Raw genomic sequence first — 17,920 nt, forward strand, 5'->3', positions numbered from 1 at the left:
GCCGAGCCGATTCGCCGCACCATACGACGCCATCGACAGCACCGAGGCCGACCAGGCCCTGCGGCGCGAACTCCATTTCTTCACCCTCTACCGCCTGCTGGAAGCCGCACTGCTGGCGCTGCTGATCTTCGGCCCGGTGGCGGGCTTCATCGAGGCGCCGCGCCACCCGCTTCTGGCCCAGGTGATCGCCCCCGCGTACCTCACGGTGGCCTGCGGCCTGTTCCTCACCGGGCGCCGCGGCGATCTGCGCACGCAGGCGCTGCTGGGCGTGATCTGCGATATCGCCTTCGGCGTGCTGGCCATGCACGCCATTCCGGGGGTCGGCACCGGCATCGCGTTGATGCTGATGTTCAATATCGCTTCGGCGGCGCTGCTGTTGCCGCTTCCGCTGGGCCTGGGCGCCGCGATCGCCGCCGCGCTGGCGGTCATCGGCGAGTTCGTGTGGTCCGACCTGACAGGTGGCGGCGATGGCCGCAAGCCCGTCGAGCCGGTGATGTTCACGCTCGGCTTCGTCGCGATCGCCCTGCTCACCAATTTCGTCGGGCGCCAGATGCGCGCCAGCCAGGCCCTGGCCGAGCGCCGCGGGATGGAAGTCGCCGGCATGGCCGAGACCAGCGAGCTGATCATCCGGCGCATGCGCACGGGCGTGCTGCTGGTAGACGCCGATAACGGCCTGCGCCTGGCCAACGAGGCGGCCATGCTGCTGCTCGGCGATACCGGGGACCACCCCGAAGGCCATCGCAACATCTCCGTCGATGCGCCGGAACTTGCCAGGCGCCTGGAGCGCTGGCGCAGCCAGGGCCTGCCGGACGAAACCCCGCTGCAGCTCGTGCCGGGCATGCCCGAGGTGGTGCCGCGCTTCGCCCGACTGCGTGCGGGCAGCGACCAGACGCTGATCTTTCTGGACGACACCTCGCTGGTATCGCGACGCGCCGAATCGATGACGCTAGCCACGCTGGGACGCTTCTCGGCCAGCCTCGCCCACGAGATCCGCAACCCGCTGGCGGCGATCAATTACGCGGTGCAGCTGCTGGAGGAGTCGCACGAATTGCCGACCTCGGACCGACGCCTGCTGGAAATCATCCGCCAGCAGGGCGTGCGCATGAACGGCATCGTCGAGAACGTGCTCGGCCTGGCCCGCCGCGAACCCGCCCAGGCCGAGAGCGTCGAACTGATCGGCTTCGCCCACCAGTTTATCGACGAATACGCCGCCAGCCACCCGCTGGAGCAGGACACGCTGCGCGCGAGCGGCACGCTACCCCGCGTGGCCGCGCTGGCTGATCCGCGCCACCTGCACCAGGTGCTGACCGCCCTGGTGCACAACGCGCTGACCTACGGGCGCATGCCTGGCCAACCGGCGCGCGTCACCCTGCACGTGAGCGTCGACGCCAGCAACGCGCCGGTGATCGAGGTGCTCGACCGCGGCCCAGGCATCCCCCCGTCGGTCGCGTCGCAGTTGTTCCGGCCGTTCTTCACCACCTCCGGACACGGCACCGGCCTGGGTCTCTACATCGCCCGCGAGCTGTGCCGCGCCAACCAGGCGACCCTCGACTACGTCTCACTTCCTGGCGGCGGCGGCTGTTTTCGCATCCGACTGCCTGGCGTAAATGCACTGCTGACTGCCTGAACAGGGGGCCGCGCTTGGCCGCGGCCATAGGCATCGGATATCGTGACGCAGGGGAGGACTGATGGCCGAAAATCGTAGTGCACTGGTAGTCGACGACGAGCGCGATATCCGCGAACTGCTCGTCATGGCATTGGGCCGCATGGGCCTGCGTTGCGACACCGCCTCAACCCTAGCCGAAGCGCGCAGCCAGCTGCAGCGCAACACCTATGAGCTTTGCCTGACCGACATGCGCCTGCCCGATGGCTCGGGCATCGAGCTGGTCGGCGAGATCACCACCCGTTGCCCGAACACCCCGGTGGCGATGATCACGGCCTTCGGCAACGTCGAGGCCGCGGTCGAAGCGCTGAAGGCCGGCGCGTTCGACTTCGTCGCCAAACCCGTCGACCTGGTGGTGTTGCGCGACCTGGTCCGGCATGCGCTGGAACTGCACGAAGGGCGCCGTAGCAGCGCTGACACCGTGGCCACTCGCCTCTACGGCGAGTCGCCGGCGATGGCGACGCTGCGCGGGACCATCGCCAAGGTCGCCCGCAGCCAGGCGCCGGTCTACATCGGCGGCGAGTCCGGCGTCGGCAAGGAGCTGGTCGCCCGCACCATTCACTCCGAAAGCGGCCGTTCCAGCGGCCCGTTCGTGCCGGTCAACTGCGGCGCGATCCCGGCCGAGCTGATGGAGAGCGAGTTCTTCGGCCACAAGAAGGGCAGCTTCACCGGTGCCCATGTCGACAAACCCGGCCTGTTCCAGACCGCCGACGGCGGCACGCTGTTCCTGGACGAGATCGCCGAACTGCCGCTGGCCATGCAGGTCAAGCTGCTGCGCGCCATCCAGGAGAAGTCGATCCGTCCGGTCGGCGCCAATGCCGAGGTCAACGTCGACGTCCGCATCCTGTCGGCGACCCATAAGAACCTGGAGGCGCTGGTGGCCGACGGCCGCTTCCGCCAAGACCTGTACTACCGCATCAACGTGATCGAGTTGCGCGTGCCGCCGCTGCGCGAGCGCCTGGAAGACCTGCCCGGCCTGTCGGCGAAGATCCTCGCCCGCCTGGCCACCCACCAGGGCCGCCCGGTGCCGACGCTTGCCGCCGACGCAGTCGAAGCGCTGCGCGCCTACCCGTTCCCTGGCAACGTGCGCGAACTGGAGAACATCCTCGAGCGCGCCCTGGCCCTGTCGGATGGTGACCTCTTGACCGCCGCCGACCTGCGCCTGATCCGGCCGGCCGCTTCGTCGGCGGCCCCGGCTCCGAACCACTCTCCGGCCCCGATGGCGCAATCGGCCCCGGCCGTGGTCAGCGGCATCGACCCGCGCACCCTAAGCCCGCGCGACACGGCCAGCAGCCCGCTGCCCTCTTATATAGAGGAGATCGAGCGCAACGCGATCCAGCAGGCCCTGCAGGAAAACCGCTACAACAAGACCCGCACCGCGGCGGCCCTGGGCATCACCTTCCGGGCGCTGCGGTACAAGCTGAAGAAGCTGGGGATCGACTGACCCCGGAGAGGGGTTGGGGTGAGGGAAGCCGGGACGTGCACAGCCAGATACTTGGTCCCGCCCACCAAACCTGACACAAAATGTCACCTTCCCTGCTTCGGGACTGACCAACCCCGTCACCCGCAACTCCCGTACCGCCTCACATCCGTGACCGTTTATCCAGTTTTCAACTTTTGATCCCGCATTTCGGCTATTGGCACGCCTTATGCGTAAGCTCTTACCTGCACGTGCAGCTAGCACGGCAAAGCCGACGGACCGGGGATGCCGGCCCTGCAGGCACGTGAAGTACCAATCACTCCTAGGGGAAATCGCAATGAAGAAGAACATGCAAGGCTTCACCCTGATCGAGCTGATGATCGTCATCGCGATCCTCGGCATCCTGATGGCCATCGCCATCCCGGCCTACCAGGACTACGCGGTCCGCGCGAAGGTCTCGGAAGGTATCAACCTCGCCGGCGCCACCAAGCTCGCCATCGCCGAAACCTACTCGTCGTCCGGCATCTACCCGCCCAGCAACGTCTCGGCTGGCGTTCCCCCCAAGGCCTCGATCAACGGCAAGTACGTGACCTCGGTGGGCACCGGCAGCGACGGCTCGGCAGCCGGCGTCATCGACATCACCTTCAATGCCGTCGAGCAAAAGATCAGCGGCAAGGTCCTGCAGCTGTCGGCGTACACCGCCGCTGGTTCGGTCAAGTGGACCTGCAAGAAGAACACCGTCGACACCCGCTACCTGCCGTCCGAGTGCCGCAACTGATCCAGCGTCACCGCTTCATGGAGAGGGCCGCCCTGCGCGGCCCTCCCTTTTTTTATCGCCAGCACCTGCTCCAGAACCGGTCGCCGATGCCCCCCTCCGCCCGCATTGCACCCTATGTGGCGGCTTGTCTGCTGCTCGCACTGATCGCTTGGGCCTACTGGCCTGGCCTGTCCGGCCCGTTCCTGTTCGACGACTTCGGCAACCTCGACGTGCTCGGCCGCTTTGGCCGGCTCGATCGCTGGCCGGAACTCGGGTACTACCTCACCTCTGGCCGCGCCGATCCGATCGGTCGGCCGCTATCGCTGCTCACCTTCCTGCTCGATGCGCGCACTTGGCCAGCCGATCCCTGGCCGTTCAAGCGCACCAACCTGATCCTGCACCTCATCAACACCGCGCTGCTGGTCTGGACCGTGGCGCGGTTGCAGGCGGGCATGCAGCGCCGCGATCCAGCCTTTCGCGCGTCCGCGTGGACGCCGGTGGTCGCGGCCGCGTTGTGGGCCGCGCACCCCTTCCTCGTTTCCACCACGCTGTACGTGGTCCAGCGCCAGGCGATGCTGCCGGCGACCTTCGTGATGCTCGCGCTACTGGCCTGGGACCGTGCCGTGCTGGCATTCGAAGGCGGTCGCGCGCGCGCGGGATGGTGCTGGTCGATCCTCGGTTTCGGCGGCGCCGCCGCGCTTGCGACCTTGTCCAAAGCCAACGGCCTGCTGGCGCCGCTGCTCGTGGGCGTCGCCTACCTGTGCTGCCTGCGCGCGCCAAGCACGACGCCCAAGCGCGCCGATGCCGCCGCCTGGCTGTGCCTGGCGCTGCCAACGGCGCTGCTCGCCACTTGGATCGCGTGGCTGGCGTGGCCGCTGTGGTCGCAGGCGCAGATCCATGGACGCGACTGGAGTCTGGCACAGCGACTCCTGAGCGAACCGCGGGCTTTCTGGGACTACGTCACGCATCTCGTCCTGCCGCGCGCGGGCGGCGGCGGCGTGTTCGTCGAGGATTTCCCGGTGTCGCGCGACTGGTGGCACCCGGCTACGACGCTGCCGGCGTTGTTGGCGCTACTGGGCAGCGCCGTGGCGGCTATCGCATGGCGCGACCGCGTGCCGGTGCTGGCCTACGCCTGGCTGTTCTTCCTCTGCGGCCACTTGCTTGAGGGCACGGTGGTGCCGCTGGAGTTGTACTTCGAACACCGCAACTACCTGCCTGCTCTGTTCCTCGGCTGGCCGGTCGCTCATGCGCTGCTGCGGCCTGGCGGCTATCCGCGCTACCGCGCGTCACTTGCGGTATTGCTGCTGGTGGCGCTGCTGCTCGTTACCCACCAGCGCGCGCAGGCCTGGGGCGACCACGCGCTCCTTGGCGCGCTGTCCGCGCGCTACGAGGCCGGCTCCGCACGTTCGCAGGCAGACGCGGCCAATGCCGAGGTCTCGCGCGGCGCTGCCACGGCCGGCCGCGTGCGGATCCTGGCCGCGCAACGCGCGCATCCGGAATCGGTGGACCTGGCGATCAATGCGATCGGCATCGAGTGCGCGACCACCGGCGCCCTGGCTGCGGACACGCTGGCACGCGCGCGCACTACGCTGGCCACCGTCGCCATCTGGAACTACAACCTGTACGACTGGCTGCAGGCGGCGGCGCGGGACCACGCCCTGCGCGCATGCCGGGGCTTCGGCATGGACGGACTGAGCGTGTTGCTGGACGCCGCCGAGCGCAACCCGCGCAGCGCGGCGCCGCTGCGCAGGCGCGACCTGTGGCACGTACGCGGGCAGCTTGCGCTGGCGAACAACCAGCCGCAGGAGGCGCTGCGCTGGTTCGACGCCGTGCTCGACCTCACGCACGACCCGGAGTACGCGCTGGTGCAGGCGGCCGCGCTCGGCAACGTCGGCGAGCCGCAGCTCGCCCAGCAGCACCTCGATCGCTACGAGCGCCTGCACGCGGCGCAGCCCGGCACGGCGGTGCGCGACGCCGCGAGCCTGCACAACTGGCTGCTCGAGCACTATGGCTACTACCGGCGCGAATTTTCCCTGATGCGACACCAGCTCGCCTCCGATACGGCCTCCCGGCAATGAGTCCCGTCCGTTTATCGCAATTGCAGTGGCTGGCGCTGTCCGCGCTGCTCGGCCTCGTGTTCCTGGTGTACTGGCCGGGCTTAACGGGGGGCATGGTATTCGATGATTTCCCCAACCTGGTCAACAACACGCCCCTCCACGTGTCCTGGCACTCGGGCTGGCGCGCTTGGCTGGCGGCAATGTTCTCCTCACCCTCCAGCGAGCTGCAGCGGCCGCTGGCGATGCTCACATTCGCCGTCAACCACGCGCTGACCGGGTTGGATCCATATTGGATGAAGCTCACCAATGTGGGCATCCATGCGCTCAACACGGCGTTGGTCTACGGCCTGTGCCGGCGTCTGCTGGCGGCGCTTGATCCCACCTCCGACCGCAACCCTCGGATCGCACTCTGGGTCGCGGCAGCCTGGGCGCTCAATCCGATCAACCTCACCGCGGTGCTCTACATCGTGCAGCGGATGGAGAGCCTGTCGCACACCTTCGTGTTCGCGGGCCTGTGGCTCTACCTGGTGGGACGCGCGCGCCTGCTTGCGAACGGCCGCGGCTGGTTGCCGCTGCTCGGCGGCCTGGTCGGCGGTACGCTGGCCGGTGCTCTGGCCAAGGAGTCGGCTGTGCTGCTGCCGGTGTACGCGCTGGCGATCGAATGGATGCTGTTCGACCGCAGCCAGCGGAATCGTCTCCACGAACGGCGCGTGCTGGGCACGTTCGGACTGACCTTGGTATTGCCCGGCCTGATCGGGCTTGCGTGGGTGCTGCCGCGCGTGACGGGCGCGGCCTACGCCGGGCGCTTGTTCGGCCCCGGGCAGCGCATGCTCACTGAAAGCCGGGTCGTGGCCGATTACCTGCACTGGACGCTGGCGCCCGATCTCCGGGCGATGGGCCTGTATCACGACAATATCCAGCTTTCGCAGGGGTTGTTCTCTCCGCCGTCGACAGTGGTCTCGCTCCTGCTGCTGACGCTGCTGGTAGTGCTGATGCTCAAGCTGCGCCGCCACCGCCCCTTGGCCTCGCTGGGCATTGCCTGGTTCCTGCTGGCGCAATTGATCACCGCGACCGTGATCCCGCTGGAACTGATGTTCGAGCACCGCAATTATTTCGCTTCGCTGGGATTGTGTCTGGTGCTGGGCGATCTCTGCCTGCGCGCCCCGAACAACCCGAAAGGTCGTCAGTTGGGAGCGGTGTTTGCCGGCGTGCTGCTCCTGCTGTACGCGGGCATGACGGCCGCGCGCGTGAACGACTGGCGCAACCCGCTGCAACACTCGCTGGCCGAAGCGACGCGCCATCCGCAGTCGCCTCGAGCCACCTACGACCTCGCCCGCAATTATGTCGTGCTGACCGGATATCGCGCCGACTCGCCGTACATCGACAAGGCGATGGCCGCGCTCGAGCAGGCCATGGCAGCGCCGGGTTCCAGCCCTTTGCCCGAATCGACGGCGCTGGTGCTGGCTGCACGCACCGGCCGCGCGTTGCATCCGCGTTGGTGGAACGGGGTTGAGCGCAAGCTCCGCGAGCGCCCGATCGGTCCGCAGGAAACCGGCGCACTCGCCCACCTTGCGCAATGCCAGATCGACGGCGCCTGCAGCTTCCCCCGCCCGGAGATGGAGGCCGTGTTCGCGGCCGCCCGCCGCGATCCTCCGCTTGCCGATGTCCTCAGCGTGCGGGGGAATTACGCCCTGAACATCCTCGGCGACCCGTCTGCCGCACTCGCGCTCTGGGTGGAGGCCACGCAACATGCACCCACCGTCGCGCAATACCGAATCTCGGTCGCCAAGCTGCTGATCGCAATGGATCGTGGCGACGAGGCGGCACCCCAGATCGAGGCGCTGCGCCGCTTGGGCAAGCTCGGGCAGCACGAGGACGAAGCGCGTGAGCTCGATCGGCTCGCCGCTGCTGCGAGGCCGCCCCGTTGAACGCACACCCGCCGCTCCGCATGCTGATGGTGAGCAGCACCTATCCCATCGACCTGTCCGATTGGCGCGGCCTGTTCATCCGTCACATGGTCGATGCCCTGGCGCGCCGCGACGACGTGGCGCTTCGGCTGTGGTCACCGCCCGGTGACGTTCCAGCAAGCGTGTCCTATGCGGCGACGACCGATGAGGAGCGGTGGTTACGGCGACTGATGGCGGAAGGCGGCATCGCGCACCTCGTGCGCCGTAGCGGCCTGCGCGGCGTGGTCGCGGCGATGCAGCTGCTGCGCGCATTGCGCGGCGTGTATCGACGCAACGCGGACATCGACGTCTTCCACGTCAACTGGCTGCAGAACGCCCTGCCCTTGCCGCGCGACGCGCAGCCGCTGTTGGTGACCGTGCTCGGCAGCGACATGCAGCTGCTGCGCCTGCCCGGCATGCGTACGCTGCTGCGTCGCGCGTTCCGCGGCCGTCCCGTCGTTATCTGCCCGAATGCCGACTGGATGCTGCCAGAACTCGAGGCCGCGTTCGGCGACCTCGCGACAGTGCGCCTCGTGTCCTTTGGCATCGACCCGCGCTGGTATGCGCTAGAGCGCAGCTTCGAAACAAACGCGACGCCGAAGTGGTTGTGCGTGTCGCGCCTAACCGCGAACAAGATCGGCCCGCTGTTCGACTGGACCGCGCCGTTGTTTGCGAACGGCCGCGCGGAACTGCATTTGTTCGGCCCGATGCAGGAACAGCTCGCGCTTCCCTCTTGGGTGCACTGGCACGGGCCTGCGTCGCCTGAGGTCCTGTGCGAGTCGTGGTTCCCGCAAGCGCATGGCCTGATCACACTGAGCCAGCATGCGGAAGGCCGACCGCAAGTGATGCTCGAAGCGCTCGCGTCGGGCTTGCCGATCGTCGCCTCGCGCCTCCCCGCGCACGACGACCTGCTCGCCGGCGGCGACGGCGGCGTGCTGTGCGATTCGCCCGAAGCGGTGCAGGCCGCTCTGGACGCGCTCGCCAATCCCGCTGCCAATCGCGCGCTCGGCTTGCGCGGCCGTGCGCGCATGCAGGCCGACATGGGCACCTGGAACGATTGCGCCGAGCGTTACATGTCGCTCTATCGCCACCTGCAGGAACAAGCGCACCGATGAGCGATGCGATCTTCCTCCTCGGCGCGAGCGGCTTCATACACAGCATCACCGCCGACACCGCCGCGGCCCGCGCGACCTTCGGGTGGGTAGCCGCAACCTCCCTCGACGACGGACTAGCCGGCGCATGGCAATGGTTATCCACCCGGGCCTAGGCGCGCCGGTCCAGCCGCGCGTCTCGGTGTGCATCGCCAACTTCGATGGCGAGGCGCTGCTGCCGGACTGCATCGCATCGGTCCTGGCACAGGACACCGACGCCGCGATCGAAATCCTCGTGCACGACGACGCCTCGCGCGATCGTTCCGTCGAACTGCTGCGCACGCACTGGCCGCAGGTCCACGTGATCGCTTCGGAGGAGAACGTCGGCTTCTGCGTCGGCAACAACCGCATGGTGGCTGCTGCGGCGGGTGAATTCGTGCTGCTGCTGAACAACGACGCCGCGCTGCAGCCAGACGCGATCCGCCAGTTGCTGGCCGAGGCCGAACGCAAGAATGGCCCCGCGATCCTGACGCTGCCGCAATACGACTGGGACACGGGTGCGCTGGTGGATCGCGGGTGCCTCCTCGATCCGTTCTTCAACCCGGTGCCGAACCTGGACCCGGCGCGCGACGACGTCGCGTATGTCATCGGCGCCTGCCTGTGGTGTCCGCGTACGGCGTGGCAATCGCTCGGCGGATTTCCCGAGTGGATGGAGTCGATCGGCGAGGACCTCTACCTCTGCGGACTTGCGCGCCTGCGCGGCATGCCCGTGCGCGCGCTGTGCACGAGCGGCTATCGCCATCGCCAGGGCGCGACCTTCGGCGGCAACCGCGCGGGCGAAGCGGGGCTGCGCACGTCGAAGAAACGCCGTCGCCTCAGCGAACGCAACAAGACGCGCGCACTGGAAATCCTCACGCCAGGCAACGGCATGTGGCCGCTACTGGCCACGCACCTGTTGCTGCTGGTGCTCGAAGGCTTCGTGCTGAGCCTCGTCAAGCGCGACCGGGACCTGTGGCAGGACGTGTACTGGCCGGCGATTTCTGTGCCGGCGCTCGAGGACACGATGCTGTCCGAATTGCGCCGCGAGGTGCAGGCGACGCGAACGATCAAGGCGAACCAGTGGTTCGCGACGACGCGCTGGCAGTTGCGGAAGTTGATGCTGCTGATGCGGCATGGAACGCCGGACATCCGCTGAGTGGAGGCCGGCGACGTCGGCGCAATCCGGACGTCAGGCGGTCAGTCCTTCGAGCGCGTCGGGCAGTGCGAAAATGTAATTGAAGGTGCCAGAGTCTGTACGACGCGCTTCCCACCAACGTTTCACGTCCTGACGCGGCACCAGGCGTGGGCGCGCTTCAGCGGTCCACGCCTCATAGCCGTGCGACCAGAACAACTCGAACACCCCGAGAAAATCCGGGTTGAAGCCGTCGGGATGGAATTCGTGCAGACATACCTCGAGCAGCCACACGGGACGAACACCACGATTCAGCGTGGCCCGCGCGCCACACAGCACAGCATATTCCGCCCCCTCCACGTCGATCTTGATGAGCAGGCGTTCACTGTCGAACCGACCAGCCAGAAGGTTGTCGAGCGTCGACACCGCGACGACCTGGCTGAAACGTGGCGAGTACCCCGCCCAGTTGCGCAACAGTGAAGCAGAGGGACCCGATGCGCCGTAGAGGGTGAGCAGACCAGGTGCATCGCTAAGTGCAATAGGCATCACCTCGGCGCGATCCTGCCAGCCGTTGCTAAGCAGGTTGCGATAGAGGCTCTTGAGGTTGCGCGGTTGCGGTTCGATCGCGAGCACACCGCGGCCAGCCTGAAGCGCGAGGCATGTGTAATAGCCAAGGTTTGCCCCGATGTCCACGAATCGATCCGCACGCTCCAACAGGCGCGCGATCAACATCGTTTCCTCCGGCTCGAACGTGCCGTTGCGCATCTGGTCGTACGCCGGGTGCAAGCCGGCGGTGAGCTTGAAGCCCAGCGGCGTTTCGACTTCGCGTGCGCGCGTCCAGATAACCGCACCCCATCCGTCGCGTAACACGTGCATTTTCCAGCGAGTCCACGCATAAGCGCGCTTGATCACTCGTGACTTGTTGGCCTGTCGTTTCACCCAGGCAATCAGTGACATTCTCGAATCAACCTTTCTCGGAAAATGAAATGGAACGCCGCATCAATGCGGACGCCGTAGCCTCAAGGAACGACAAGCCATGCCGCTTGTCCGGTTCGAGATGGCACCCTTCCGCCCACTCGTTCCAGGCATTGAGGAAGACGAGGCGCTGGTCCAAGGGCCGATCGGCGACACGTTCGACGGCCGCTGCGAGCCAGCGCGCATACAACTCGGGGTCATGATTCTCGATGATGGTCGCCGCGGTGCGTCGCACGCTGTTGTCCCACGAAGGGAACACACAGGGATAGTGCGGAAGCCAGGGAGCGGGCACGTCGTTGATCCAACCCTCGACGTACGCGCGGTAGTCCACGATGTTGTTGAGTTCGCGTTCGCCCAACCACGCGTTGTTGCGCAAGGCGTCGTACCACCGCTCCGGCAACAGTTTGCGAGCGATCGCGACGGCGCGCCCCGCATTGCTGCGCGCGGGCGGGAAATGGTGTCGACTCGGCTGGAAATCGACGACGCCGTCGAAACCCGCAGCGGCCCATACCGACGTGCTGCCGACCGAAAAGCCCGTGCGCACGCCGACAAGCCACGGTTCAGCGCCGAGCACATGGCGGCAATGCGTCTTCCACGTGTCGACCATCCGCGCGAGGTCCGCAATCGCGTCGGGACGGTAGATCAGCAGGAGCGGGCGACCGTCCACGCGGATGTAACGCACATCCGACAGCACCGGCGCAAGCCATTCGATATGCGCGCGATGATCCTCGACCGAATACGACTGCTGCATCAGCACATCGTGGTCGCGCCCACTCCAGGTGCGCGCCCAACTTTCGTTCGCCCAGCACAGCGCGAACGGAAAGTCGGGTTTGCCAGAAGACCGCAGGTCGTCGAGCGGACGTCCGAGCAGTCGGGTGCCGCCGAACCAGTAGTGGTAGTAGCAGAACCCTTCGATCCCGTGCTGGCGTGCCAGCTCGGCCTGCTGGATGCGCGTCTCTTCCACGCGCAGATCGTAGAACCCCAGGTCCGCAGGCAGGTGCGGCTGGTAATGCCCTTCGAAGCGCGGGCGACCGAGGACGACGTTCGTCCATTCGGTAAAACCCTGGCCCCACCAGCGATCGTTTTCGGGGATCGGGTGGAACTGCGGCAGGTAGAACGCGATGGCGCGCGCAAGCGGTGTCAGCGCGTCATCGGTTGCCGGCGTGGGCGCATGCATGGTCACGCGGCGACGGCATCCACCGGCACGACTTCGAGCGCCGGCAACGGGAACACCAGCGTGCGTCCCGCATACGCGGGATTGGCGAGGAAGTGCTTGCGGAAATGCCACGGGAGGACGAGCAGGTAGTCGTAGCCTTCCGCCAGCACGTCGGCCTCGGGGCGGATCGGCAGCCAAGTGCCCGGTGTGAACGCGCCGAACTTGTCGGGATTCACTTCGCCGACGACGGCGATGTCATCCGTCGTGGCGTTGCAGTACTGGAGCAGCACGTTGCCCTTGGTCGAGGCACCGAGCGCGGCCACGCGCTTGCCTGCCGCGCGGGCGTCGGCCAGGAAAGTGCGCAGGCCCCGGCGCGATTGCGCCGTGCGCGCAGCGAAGTTTTCGAACGGCGCGAGCGTGTCGTACCCCGCCACGGCTTCGTCCGCGAGGATGCGCGCGACGTCCGGGCTTTCCGCCATGCCCGAGGTCGATTTGGCGGCGGTGATCGAGAAGCTGCCGCCGTTGACGTCGTTGAATTCGATGTCGACGATCGTGAAGCCGACGCGGTCGGCCATCCACTTCACCTGCTTGAGTGCGTAGTACTCCAGGTGTTCATGGCAGACGGTGTCGTAGGACAGCGCGTCGAGCATCGCCGGCATGTAGCTCTGTTCGAACACCCACACGCCGTCGTCCGCGAGCACGTCATGCACATCCTGCATGAAGGCCATCGGCGCTTCGAGGTCGTAGAACATCGAGAACGAGGTGAGGATACGCACCTGCTTGCCGGGGCGGACCTTGCGCAGCGTTTCGGCGGAGAAGAAATCCGCGCACAGGTCCACGTGCGGCTGGTAGTACTGACGGAACTTGGCGGCGGTGGGATCGATGCCCAACAGGTCCGCGCACGCTGCTTCCGGGTACGCGCCGAGCGTCGTGCCGTCGTTGGCGCCCACGTCGACCACCAGGTCGCCCGGCCGCAGTGCCACGCGTGACAGCACGCGCGCCACCTTGGCGTACAGGTGCCGCACCATGCTCGCATTGAGCCCGGAGCGATAGCCGTAGTTGTCCCCGTACATCTCGCCGAGGTCGTAGGAATGCGCGAGCTGCACCAGCCCGCAACCGCCCTCGCCCATGCACTTCATGAGCCGCAACGGCCCGGTCGTGACCTGCGCGTCCCGCGTGCGCGGGAACACGCCCGTGAGCATCTGCTCGCCGAGGTCGAGGATGGGGGCGAGCTGGGTGCCGGTGCAGATGCGACAGCGGGAGATGGCGAGCGTCATGGGGTCCTGGAATCCATTGCATCGATCGCCGCGAGTTCCGCGTCGACCATGAGCCGCACCAGCGTGCGGAAATCGACCTCCGGCGTCCAGCCGAGGGCAGTGCGGATTTTCGTCGCATCCCCCACCAGTTGGGCGCGGCCATCCTGCCGCAGGCCGTCGGCGTTGTCCTTGACGTGGTCGCGGTAATCCAGACCAGCGTGGCCGAAGGCCGCCTCGCAGAATTCCCGGACCGAATGGGTCGCGCCCGTCGCGATCACGAAATCGTCGGGCGTCTCGGCTTCGAGCATGGCCCGGGCCGCACGCATGAAGTCGGGGGCGTAGCCCCAGTCACGGCGCGCATCGAGGTTCCCCAGGCGCAATTCATGGTCGAGTCCGCGACGGATGCGCGCGACGCCGTGCGCAATCTTTCGCGTCACGAACGCCATGCCGCGACGCGGACTTTCGTGGTTGTAGAGAATGGCCGAGCAGGCGAACAGGCCGTGACGCGCCCGGAAGGTCCCGACAGCGGCATGCGCAAACAGCTTCGCCGCACCGTAGGGACTGACGGGGCGAAATGCCGTGGCCTCCGTCTGCGGCACCTGCACGGGATCGCCGAACATCTCGCTGCTGGAGGCCTGGAGGAAGCGGACTTCCGGCGCCGTGTCGGCGATCGCCTGCAGCATGCGCGCCGCCGCGATGCCGTTCAGCTCCCCGATGCCGACTGGATCGTCGTACATGCCGACGCCGGTGGAATAAGCCGCAAAGTTGTAGAACGTCGCAGGCGCATGGCGACGCAGCAGGTTGCGCAGCGCGTCGACGTCAGCGAAATCCCATTGCGCCAGCTCGGCGCCGGCAACGAGCGGTCTGGCGCCTGCACGGCTGGGCGGGGCCAGCCCGACCACGCGCTGGCCGTCAGCCAGCAATCGCTCGGCCAGGTAGGACCCGTCCTGTCCGGTGATGCCGGTGATGAAGGCCGTTGTCATCAGAAGCCTACCGCTTTGGCGACGGCGCGCGACACGAACGAGGCGTTCGCACTGCGCGCGAGGTCGTAAATGTTCATGCGCGCGTGGCGCGCGACCAGGAAGCAGTATGCGCTCGACACCGCATTCGCGAGAGCAGGCGGCACGGCGGCAATCCCACGCGAAAGCGTGCGGGACCAGGCGGTCATCGGTTGGGGCGCGAGGAATCGGCGGTACTGGTCGGGCGCGTATCCGCCGATGCTGCGATAGAGCCACAGCTTGCGCAGCTGGCGCCAGGGTTCACGGGCGCAGATGCGTGATTTGCTGGCGTCCTCGAGGTTCGGGAACGACCAGATCAAGCCGGGCCACTTGAACATCCAGATTTCGAAGCCGCGCGCCGTCCACATGGCGTTGCCGTAACGGATCGAGATCAACGGCTCGCCGATCACGAGGGTGCGCGGCGCTTCCGCCTGGAAGATGACGCCCACGTGCACGAACAGCGAGCCGTAGTAACGCGCACGGTCGCGCGACATCCAGAACGCCCTGCGGATCACGACGCACCCGATGAAGCTCAGGGCGTGCGCGGTCTCCCGCAGCAGGCGATCACGGTCTTCGGCCGCGTATTCCACGTCATGGCGCGTGCCCACCAGCCCGGCGCTCAGGGCGCCGGAAAAATCGACCGTGCGGACCTCGGTATTCACCACGACCATGTCGCGGGAACCGTCGAGCGCGGCGAGCACGCGGTCGACGGCGCCGGGCTTGAGCAGGTCGTCGTCGGTCATCAGCCAGCAGTAGTCGCCACGCGCCTGCGAGACGGCGATGTCGTAGTCCTGGTCGACGCCGGAATTCCTTTCGAGTCGGACGTAGCGCACGCGCGCATCGGCGGCGGCATACGGCGCAATGACGCCGTCGGTACCATCCGTCGAGGCGCCATCCACGATCACGAGCTCGGTGTCGTGCCGCAACTGCGGCACGATGGTGTCGAGCGTCTCCGCGATGAACGCCGCCCGATTGAGCGTGGCGATGCAGATCGAGAGCTTGGGAACGTCAGCGTTCACGGCGCGCCGCTCACACCTGCTCGAACGGCTGGTCGGCGATCGCCGCGAACTGCCCCGCATGGTCCTTGCCGTAGTGGCGAAGCTGGTAGCGGTTCTCTTCGAAGGCCAAGCCGCGCACGCCGTCGAGGAAGCCGGCATCGAAGTGCACCGGATCCACGAAGAACGCATTCACGCCCTTGCTGTCGACCGTGACGAAGCGATAGCCGCGTTCGGCGAAGAAGCGTTTCCACGCGGCGATCGACACACCGTAGTACAGCTGCGAGGGATGGCCGCTCGCGCGGCTGAAATCGTCCCGGTATACGGAGGCGATGCTGCGCTCGGGGCCGAACGCGGAGTTGTATTCGACCGAGACGATCTTCGGGCGGAATCCCTGCGAGAAGAGCTGTTTCGCGATGTGGTAATCGTTGCCGTCGATATCGAGCGAGAACACGTCCGCGTCGGGGTGATGGATCTTCTGCAGGATGATGCGGTCGACGGTGCCGAGCGTGACGAACATCGACAGGCATTCGCTGCCGATGCTGTAACGCGCCACGTTGCGGCGCGCGCGCGCCGACTGCCGCGGGTCGCCTTCGATCATCAGGCCTTCGAAGCGTTCGGCCATCAGCAGCCAGCTGCTGTTGTTTTCGGTGCCATCGGCAGCGCCGATTTCCACGACATAGCGATTCGACGTCGACAGCTGGCGACGCAGCACGTCGATGATCCCGTCTTCGCCGTTCTGGCTGAAACCCGAGAATTCCCAGGACTGCGGATCGCGCAGGTCGACTTCGCGCGAGAGCATCGATGCGCCGCCCTTCGCCAGCGCGATCGCGATGCGCTGCCTGTCCTTGTAGTCGATCAGGTAATCGATGGCCCTGCCCAGCATTGTTTGCTCCAGCTTGCTTCGTTCGTTTCGGGTGATCAGGGGGACGCCGCGGGGCGACCCAGCGCCATCGCGATGAGCTGGCGGAATTCGCGCCGCTCGAAGCTCGCCGCGACGCCGAGCGCCATGCCCGCGACGGCGGCGATGCCCCCGATGCCCACGGCCACCCACGGCCCCGCCGCGAGCGTGCGGCATATCCACGCCCCAAGCAATGCGGGCAGGAGCGTGGCGAGGAGTGGAATTGCGACGTCGCGGCGCAACCATGCCCATCCTGCAAAATCCTGGACATGGCGCCCGGTGAGCCATGTGCCAAGCAGCACATAGGCAACGTTTACCGATGCCCACGCGATGGCCCCGCCCAAGGCTCCGAACCGGATCGCCAGCAGCACCGTCAGGGGCAGCGTCAGGGCCAGCAGGGCGATCCCAATGGTGAAGGCCAATCGAGGCTGACCTGAGGCGAGTTGCAGCGCATACGGGAAGTACATCAGGGAGTTGAGGCCGGAACCGATTGCTAGTCCGGCAATGATTGGCGCGACAGTAGCGGCGATGGCTGCACTGTCAAGCCACAGCATGACCAGCGCGCCTGCATGGAATACCAGACCAAAGACGAGTGCCAACAACGCGGTCGCGTACAGGCGTGTCGCAGATGCGTAGAGGTGGCGGAGTGACGGCATGTCACCGCGAGCCAGTAACGCAGAAAACTTCGGATACATCGTATTGAACGCAGGACCGGCCAACACTTGCACGCCGCTGACGACCAGCGCTGCGAGCATGTACTGCCCGAACGACCCCAAGGGGACGACTTTGCTCAACACGATCTTGTCGATCTGGGTCAGGCACAGCGCCGTCAGCGCAATCCCGCCCATCCACGCCGAGAACCCCCACACGCGCCGCAGCTCGCTCATGTCCGCCGGCGCATCGCGTTCCCCCACGATCCGCCGCGCAACGACGCGCAGCACGCCCGCGTGCAACAACCCGAAGCACGCCTGCACGATGAAGAACACCTGGATCGAACGCACGCCGTAGGCCAGCACGAGGACCGATGTGATGGCCGCGTTGATATTCACCGTCATGCTCACCGCGCTGGACAACGCCAGGCGATGCGACCCCACCAACGCGTTGTGGTACAGGCTGATCGGCCAGCGGCACGCGAGGTTGATGCCCATCAGGGCGATAGCCTGCGCGACGGTGGCGTCCGGAAGTGTCTGAGCGTGCAACCAGTGCGTCGCGATCCACGAGGACGCGAGTGCGACGAGGGCCGCGATCGCGACGGCGACGCCGAGGTAGACGCGCCCCAGCGTCCGCAGCAACGAAGCCGAACGCCGCTGCTGCCCGAGCTCCGCGTTGTGCGCGATTTCGCGGCTGACCGTGGGCGCGAGGCCCAGGTCCAGCACCTGCAGGATCGTCTGCAGCGTCGCGTAGAAGCCGATGAGGCCGTAGGCCTCCATCCCCAGGAAGCGGAGGTAGAACGGCAGTGCCATGAGATTGATCAGGACCAGGACGACCGAGTTGGTCATCGCCGCCGCCATGTTCCGCGCAAGGCGCATGCGCG

15 protein-coding genes are annotated in these 17,920 nt (G+C 66.8%); 8 read left to right on the plus strand and 7 right to left on the minus strand.

The features are described from left to right. The first annotated feature begins 31 nt into the window (after nt 1-31). The 8 genes from J2X06_RS11490 to J2X06_RS11525 all read left to right on the plus strand — a co-directional run bounded on the left by J2X06_RS11490 (nt 32) and on the right by J2X06_RS11525 (nt 10,129). Entirely contained in the window at nt 32-1,627 is a 1,596-nt protein-coding gene (locus J2X06_RS11490; RefSeq protein ID WP_310063611.1) for a sensor histidine kinase, read from the plus strand. A 61-nt stretch (nt 1,628-1,688) separates the two neighbouring features. Beyond that, nucleotides 1,689-3,107 carry a sigma-54-dependent transcriptional regulator gene (locus J2X06_RS11495; protein ID WP_310062499.1) on the plus strand — a complete coding sequence of 473 codons (1,419 nt, stop codon included), beginning with the start codon at nt 1,689-1,691 and terminating at the stop codon, nt 3,105-3,107. 313 nt (nt 3,108-3,420) lie between these two features. After that, on the plus strand, nt 3,421-3,861 hold the full coding sequence (locus tag J2X06_RS11500; protein WP_310062501.1) for a pilin: 441 nt from the start codon (nt 3,421-3,423) through the stop codon (nt 3,859-3,861). A gap of 86 nt (nt 3,862-3,947) precedes the next feature. Next, nucleotides 3,948-5,918, plus strand: coding sequence for a tetratricopeptide repeat protein (locus J2X06_RS11505; RefSeq protein ID WP_310062505.1), 1,971 nt, complete (start codon nt 3,948-3,950; stop codon nt 5,916-5,918). Then, nucleotides 5,915-7,825 (plus strand): hypothetical protein, encoded by a 1,911-nt coding sequence (locus J2X06_RS11510; protein WP_310062508.1) that lies wholly within the window; start codon nt 5,915-5,917, stop codon nt 7,823-7,825. The genes J2X06_RS11505 and J2X06_RS11510 overlap by 4 nt, the downstream gene beginning before the upstream one ends. A gap of 20 nt (nt 7,826-7,845) precedes the next feature. After that, on the plus strand, nt 7,846-8,958 hold the full coding sequence (locus tag J2X06_RS11515; RefSeq protein WP_310062512.1) for a glycosyltransferase family 4 protein: 1,113 nt from the start codon (nt 7,846-7,848) through the stop codon (nt 8,956-8,958). Next, nucleotides 8,955-9,110, plus strand: coding sequence for a hypothetical protein (locus J2X06_RS11520; protein WP_310062514.1), 156 nt, complete (start codon nt 8,955-8,957; stop codon nt 9,108-9,110). The genes J2X06_RS11515 and J2X06_RS11520 overlap by 4 nt, the downstream gene beginning before the upstream one ends. After that, entirely contained in the window at nt 9,083-10,129 is a 1,047-nt protein-coding gene (locus tag J2X06_RS11525) for a glycosyltransferase family 2 protein (protein WP_310062517.1), read from the plus strand. Before J2X06_RS11520 ends, J2X06_RS11525 begins: the two co-directional genes overlap by 28 nt. A gap of 33 nt (nt 10,130-10,162) precedes the next feature. On the opposite strand, the gene J2X06_RS11530 is transcribed toward J2X06_RS11525, so the two are convergent. Genes J2X06_RS11530 through J2X06_RS11560 form a run of 7 tightly spaced genes read right to left on the minus strand, consistent with a single transcriptional unit; the run spans nt 10,163 to nt 17,915 of the window. After that, entirely contained in the window at nt 10,163-11,062 is a 900-nt protein-coding gene (locus J2X06_RS11530; RefSeq protein WP_310062520.1) for an FkbM family methyltransferase, read from the minus strand. Nucleotides 11,063-11,069: 7 nt separating this feature from the next. Beyond that, nucleotides 11,070-12,257, minus strand: coding sequence for a glycosyltransferase WbsX family protein (locus J2X06_RS11535; RefSeq protein ID WP_310063613.1), 1,188 nt, complete (start codon nt 12,255-12,257; stop codon nt 11,070-11,072). Nucleotides 12,258-12,259: 2 nt separating this feature from the next. Beyond that, complete coding sequence (locus J2X06_RS11540) at nt 12,260-13,513, minus strand: class I SAM-dependent methyltransferase (RefSeq protein WP_310062522.1); 1,254 nt, start codon at nt 13,511-13,513, stop codon at nt 12,260-12,262. Further along, entirely contained in the window at nt 13,510-14,475 is a 966-nt protein-coding gene (locus tag J2X06_RS11545; protein WP_310062525.1) for a GDP-mannose 4,6-dehydratase, read from the minus strand. Before J2X06_RS11545 ends, J2X06_RS11540 begins: the two co-directional genes overlap by 4 nt. Beyond that, nucleotides 14,475-15,509: a glycosyltransferase family 2 protein gene (locus J2X06_RS11550; RefSeq protein WP_310062527.1), complete on the minus strand. Its 1,035-nt coding sequence runs from the start codon at nt 15,507-15,509 to the stop codon at nt 14,475-14,477. Before J2X06_RS11550 ends, J2X06_RS11545 begins: the two co-directional genes overlap by 1 nt. A gap of 10 nt (nt 15,510-15,519) precedes the next feature. Continuing rightward, entirely contained in the window at nt 15,520-16,371 is an 852-nt protein-coding gene (locus J2X06_RS11555) for a hypothetical protein (RefSeq protein ID WP_310062529.1), read from the minus strand. A 35-nt stretch (nt 16,372-16,406) separates the two neighbouring features. Continuing rightward, entirely contained in the window at nt 16,407-17,915 is a 1,509-nt protein-coding gene (locus tag J2X06_RS11560) for a lipopolysaccharide biosynthesis protein (RefSeq protein ID WP_310062533.1), read from the minus strand. Between the last annotated feature and the right edge of the window lie 5 nt (nt 17,916-17,920).

The sequence above is a fragment of the Lysobacter niastensis genome, assembly GCF_031457115.1.
Classification (GTDB): domain Bacteria; phylum Pseudomonadota; class Gammaproteobacteria; order Xanthomonadales; family Xanthomonadaceae; genus Lysobacter_J; species Lysobacter_J niastensis_A.